We start from the raw sequence: 5,000 nt of genomic DNA, 5'->3' as shown, positions 1-5,000 counted from the left end.
GGAAACGTTTGCATTTAATATTCTCAAACTGGTTTGAGCTTGTTTATCTATGAGTTCCTTAAAAGTATTTAATGTATCTTCCAAAATCATTTTTAGTTTTTCTTGGCTAAGTGCCATCTCAAGTTTTCTCTTCCTTTCTTCCAATTCCACTTTTCGGACGGGATCAAACCCTTTTTCTTCCACTCTTCTTTTTACTTCAAAAGTATGAAGCTCCGATTCAATCTTGCGAATCTCCGAAAGAATTTGTTTTTCCTTATCTTCCAATCCATCGCCGGAAGTATAAGATTTTTCTTCTTTTTTAAGGACGTTTTCTTTTTTCGAAGATTCGTCCCACGGAATTTCATTTTTTTGCGTTGTTTCTTCCGACTTTTGAGCAGTAACAGCTTCCGTCTCACCCGCAACAGCTACGAGTTTTCCATTTCGAAACTCATAATGGATTTTCATATTTAAAGAGCGGATTTCGGCTCGATCTTTCATCGCTTCCGAGCGAAATTCGGCAACGTGTCCAAGCTCATGAGAAATGACGTGGAGAACAGATACGGAAGCAGGAGCACTTTCCAACTGTCCATGACCAATATAATGCAAAGATTCGTCTCTACCGAGTTGAATTTTATTTCCTGGACTGACTCTCATCCTAATATTAGTGTCGGCTTATATACCCACGAATTAAGGGCAAGTATATAAAATATTTCCAAAATCGAAGGAATTCTTTGATAAAAAGAAAAATAGAAATTATAACAAGATTAACTCAAAACCTATTCGAAATATGCGGAAACTCACCCTTACGGTATTCGACAACGAAAAAAGTTGTTCAAAAACCCAAAGGGGAAAAGTAATTTATAGGAACTTCTATATTTTGTTACGAACTTATTAAATATTGATTTCTCTTAAGTTTTTGGGACAAACCTCAATCGGCAGAAGCAATCTTATTTAAAATCTCGGCAATTACAGCATCCGACAAATCGTGAAATACAAGTCCGTACTTATACTTTTCTTGAACCAAATCTTTTCGGATAATATCTGCCTCGATTTCAACAGAAAATAAAGGAGACATAAATTTCACACGTTCCCCCAAAAGAATTTCTTCTCGTGAGCTAATCGAGGCTCCAATCATACTCATATCTTCTAGATTTCCCAAAATCTCATTCTTACCAAGAACCATTTTTATTAGATTGTTTTTTCGGAACCGTTTGTAAAAACGCTTATCGGTAAAAGCATCGATAGCGACTTTTTTCTGTTGCCCCATTTCGATTTGCATAGTGCAATCCAGAATAACTCAAATCGAACGAAATAAAAGAAAATTTTTAAGAAAGTGAGGATCAATAAATCTAAATTCTTTTTAGAAAAATTCTTAAAAAAGAATCAAAAGAAAAAAACGATTCCTAAAGAGAAAACGAATCGTTTTCTCTCCCTAAAAGAACTTTCATCTTAGTAGAGGCTTCAGATTCCTGGTGAAAAATTCTAGAAATATCTTCGTCTTTATGATCCGGTTCATGATGCGTTAACACCAATTGCTTGACTTCTAAAATTTCTCCACAACGAATCGCAACCTTACCGGAGGTATGCCCCCAACCTACTTTTTTTTCGGCTTCCTCTGAACTATATTGAGCGTCTATGATAAGCATATCCGTTTCTCCGAAAGACTTCTTGAGTTCAAAAAACTCTTCGAGATCAGGCTCCTGAACTTCAACATCGGTACAAAACAAAAAGCTCTTACCCTGTTCCTCAAATCGAAATCCGGTACAATTTCCCGGATGTCTCAGAAGAAAAGGAGTTATCTTTACGGATCCGATGTTCGTACTTTTATTTTTTTCCAAAAGGTGGAAAGTTTTTTGAGACATCATACCAGAAAACGAAACAGGAAAATGCTCCTCGTTTTGTTGCCTTTCAAATCTTTCCTGAAGGTTGGGGATGGTAGAATAAAAATGAATATCTATGTCAGGAAAATAAGCGGGTTTAAAAAACATCCAACCTTGTATATGATCCCAGTGAGTATGAGTAATCAAAATGTGAATTGAATCTCCGGGTTTTAGACCCTCAGCAAGTAGATCATTTCCTAATTGTCTCATTCCGGATCCACAATCGATGATGTAACGCTCCCCCGACTCAGCTCGTACAAAAACGCAAGTAGTATTTCCACCAATTGTTCTAGATAGAGAAGGGTCTAAAGAATCTAAAAATCCTTCCTCTGAAAACATTCCGTTCTTCCGCTTGATTTCGGAATGAGCCGCTTTCAAAATTTTAAGAATTTTTTCTCTGTATTCCGATTCACTTAATGGTGTGGGGAGAGAACCACGTACGCCGTATAATTTTATTTTCACTGTATTATATTAGACAAACAAAATGTGTAAAATTCCCTGACGATAGCCATGTCCCAAGATCTTGAACAAAAACTCTGGTCGATCGCAAGCGGGATCCCTTTCGTTTCGGATTATTTTTTACAGGCTAGCCCCGCAAGGAAACTGAAAAAAGAAAATTTATTCTCAAAAGTGTTCGAGACATATTTTTTAGAGTTAGGTTCCGGATGGGGAGAAGTGGCCATTACCATGGCTCTTCAGAGGCGGAATACAGGTTTCGTATTGATGGAAAAGAAATTTGATCGTATCCGTCACACGATACGCGAAATTGAAAAACATTCCCTTGATAATGTGAAAATTCTTTGCGTTAACTTCAATTGGTTCTTAGCGGATGTATTTGAAGAAAACCTATTTTCCGAAATTTTACTTAACTTTCCAGATCCCTGGCCTAAAAAAAGGCATCATAAAAAAAGAACTATAAATTCCAAATTTCTAGAATCTCTTAAAGTTCTTCTTCCGGAAAAAGGCAAGTTTTCCTTCGCAACGGACTATGGCCCGTATGCAAGAAAGACAATTCGTCTTTTCAGAGATTCGGAAACTTTCAAACCGGAAACAATGGAATTCAAATCGGAAAGAAAGGAAATTCCCGTTTCTCATTTTGAAAGAAAAAAACGGAAAGAAGGAAAAAGAATCTATTATATCGACCAGATTCTGATTCGAAAATGAACTTTTGCTATAGTAATATTTATAAAAGAGCCATAACTCTAAATAGAAAATTATATTCGATTAAATTTAGAATACCGCCTCTTAAACCCGCCAACATGAAAGAATAAATTTCCATCATAAAATCGATTCCATTCGATAAAATTAAGAGTCTGTCCCAAAACCTCAGAATATAGAAACCTCGACGAGAACTTAACAATTATAAAATATACTCGAAAGCTCGTAAACTACCAAAGAAACGTAATCCGTGGGAACTTCTATATTTTATTACGAACTTACTGAATTATTCTAACTAAGGTTTTAGGACAGGCTTTTAATTTCAATATGTACTTTGCTGATCTTTTAACGATAAACTAAAGAATAAATTTTTCCCTCGTCATCCTTCAATGGATAAGACCAAATCGGTTTACCATCGATTCCATAACGAATCGCTTTTCCAGATTTAAATAGAACGATTCCATCATCTTTTTTGCCTGGAAGAATTCCTTCGATATCGGACGCTTCCACGGTAAATGAACTTATTTTGAGTGAGTTTGATTCGACGCGATACACAGTTTTTCCCGCACGAAACCAAAGATAAGGAGAACGAACTACGAACTGGGAAGCGGAATCGTTCGGAAGATCAATTGAAGTAGATTTTTCGTTATCGATCGAAATGATTTTTTTTCCGGACAAAAAGAAAATTCCGGTTTCATAAGATCCTAAATATCTAAGTTCTCCGGTTCCTTTTTGAGAAATCGTTTTGGCATTCAAATCCTTTAAAGAAGAATCATATACTTGCGTCCGAATTCCGTCTTTCTGAGCAACTGAAAATAAAATACCGGATTTAATCCCGGACCAAAACGAACCTTCAAAAACGATTGAACCGTTCAATTCAAGTTGATCAGAATAACTATAAATTTTAGAATTTTTTCCAGACACAACTTCAATCAAAATATTTTCTCCGGAAAGATTCGCTTTTCTTACTTCACCGGCAGGAAGTGTTGTTTCTCTTAATATGAGTCCTGTTTTAAGATCCATAATCTCAAGTTTTTTTTCGGAAATTCCGACGAGGCGTTTATCAGCTAATAAGAACTTATAAGGAGTTTTTGTTTGAATTCTCCAGAGGCGAACTCCTCGATTTTTATCCAAGGTCTCTACACTGGTTCCATAGTTCAATATTACAGAATTATTAATTAGAATAGGAATACCGATTAATTTTCCCCTACTTTGATAAGACTGTAAGATCACAGGGTTATCCTCGTCTGTGATCACTAATCTTTCAGCCTGAGTCGCATGAGGAGAAGCTGGGAACTTTTCAGCAAGTTCTCTTCCTAACTCTAAAATTTCTTTCTTGATGGCAGGGTTCGCTACTTTTGTTTTTTGTTCGGAAAGAATTCGAATTAAACCAAATAGGTTTTTTTCGTTTCTTTCCAGATCCAAAGCTTTACGAATCTCTTTTTCAGCCTGTTCCAAATCTCCACGTTTATAATAGATATAAGAAATCTGGTAATGAGCGTCCGAAAATTCCGGATTTTTCTGGATAATTTCCTTAAAGATCGCAATCGCTTCGTTGTAAAGATTGTCGTTGAAAAGTATGATCCCGATATTATAAGGTGCAAGTTCGTTTGCGGAATCCTGCTGCATCGCGGTTTCAAATTCCTCTTTAGCGAGTTTTTTACTTCCAGAGTGATACATGGAAATGCCCTTACCGATTCTAGCCGCCACAAAATCGGTGTTAAGAAGGAGAGACCTGTCAAAAGAATCAATTGAGGCTTCGTATTTCTTTCTCTGAAGATGTATGATTCCCATCTGATAATGGCTGTAATAAGAATCCGGTTTTTTAGCGAGAATCTCTTTAAAACCAGCTTCGGCCTTGTCTATTTCGCCCTTTCGAAGCAAAAAGGCATTGATCGCTTCCCGAGTCTGAAGATTACGAGTTCCAGGCGGAGGACTTTCCAACATGGAAATCCCTTTTTCCTCGTTTCCTAAAGCCAAATG

The 5,000-nt window shown here is 36.5% G+C and carries 5 protein-coding genes (2 of these 5 cut by a window edge); 1 reads left to right on the top strand and 4 read right to left on the bottom strand.

Going from position 1 to position 5,000, the window contains the following annotated elements:
* From LEP1GSC190_RS00610 to LEP1GSC190_RS00600, 3 genes are all read right to left on the bottom strand, one after another.
* Positions 1-633, bottom strand: the 5' portion of a protein-coding gene (locus LEP1GSC190_RS00610) for a hypothetical protein (protein WP_004279814.1). The gene continues 36 nt to the left of window position 1, outside the view; only the first 633 of its 669 coding nucleotides appear in the window; it begins with the start codon at positions 631-633; its stop codon lies off the left edge, out of view.
* A gap of 274 nt (positions 634-907) precedes the next feature.
* A complete protein-coding gene (locus LEP1GSC190_RS00605) occupies positions 908-1,258 on the bottom strand; it encodes a PilZ domain-containing protein (RefSeq protein WP_002763489.1) in 351 nt (116 codons plus the stop codon).
* A 124-nt stretch (positions 1,259-1,382) separates the two neighbouring features.
* Complete coding sequence (locus tag LEP1GSC190_RS00600; RefSeq protein WP_002763486.1) at positions 1,383-2,321, bottom strand: MBL fold metallo-hydrolase; 939 nt, start codon at positions 2,319-2,321, stop codon at positions 1,383-1,385.
* 48 nt (positions 2,322-2,369) lie between these two features.
* Between LEP1GSC190_RS00600 and trmB the strand changes: the two genes are divergently transcribed.
* Positions 2,370-3,023: a tRNA (guanine(46)-N(7))-methyltransferase TrmB gene (gene trmB, locus LEP1GSC190_RS00595; RefSeq protein ID WP_002763462.1), complete on the top strand. Its 654-nt coding sequence runs from the start codon at positions 2,370-2,372 to the stop codon at positions 3,021-3,023.
* A 339-nt stretch (positions 3,024-3,362) separates the two neighbouring features.
* Here trmB and LEP1GSC190_RS00590 read toward each other — a convergent pair whose 3' ends face one another.
* Positions 3,363-5,000, bottom strand: partial view of a tetratricopeptide repeat protein gene (locus LEP1GSC190_RS00590; protein ID WP_036047622.1) — the 3' end only. It continues 1,938 nt past the right edge of the window; only the last 1,638 of its 3,576 coding nucleotides appear in the window; the start codon falls outside the window, past its right edge; its stop codon occupies positions 3,363-3,365.

This window comes from Leptospira mayottensis 200901116, from assembly GCF_000306675.2.
Classification (GTDB): Bacteria; Spirochaetota; Leptospiria; order Leptospirales; family Leptospiraceae; genus Leptospira; species Leptospira mayottensis.
This window is presented reverse-complemented; position numbering and strand designations above follow the sequence as displayed.

Coding starts and splice junctions, on each gene's coding strand:
- LEP1GSC190_RS00605 (WP_002763489.1), bottom strand. CDS start 1,258: ATGCAAATCGAAATGGGGCAACAGAAAAAAGTCGCTATCGATGCTTTT.
- trmB (WP_002763462.1), top strand. CDS start 2,370: ATGTCCCAAGATCTTGAACAAAAACTCTGGTCGATCGCAAGCGGGATC.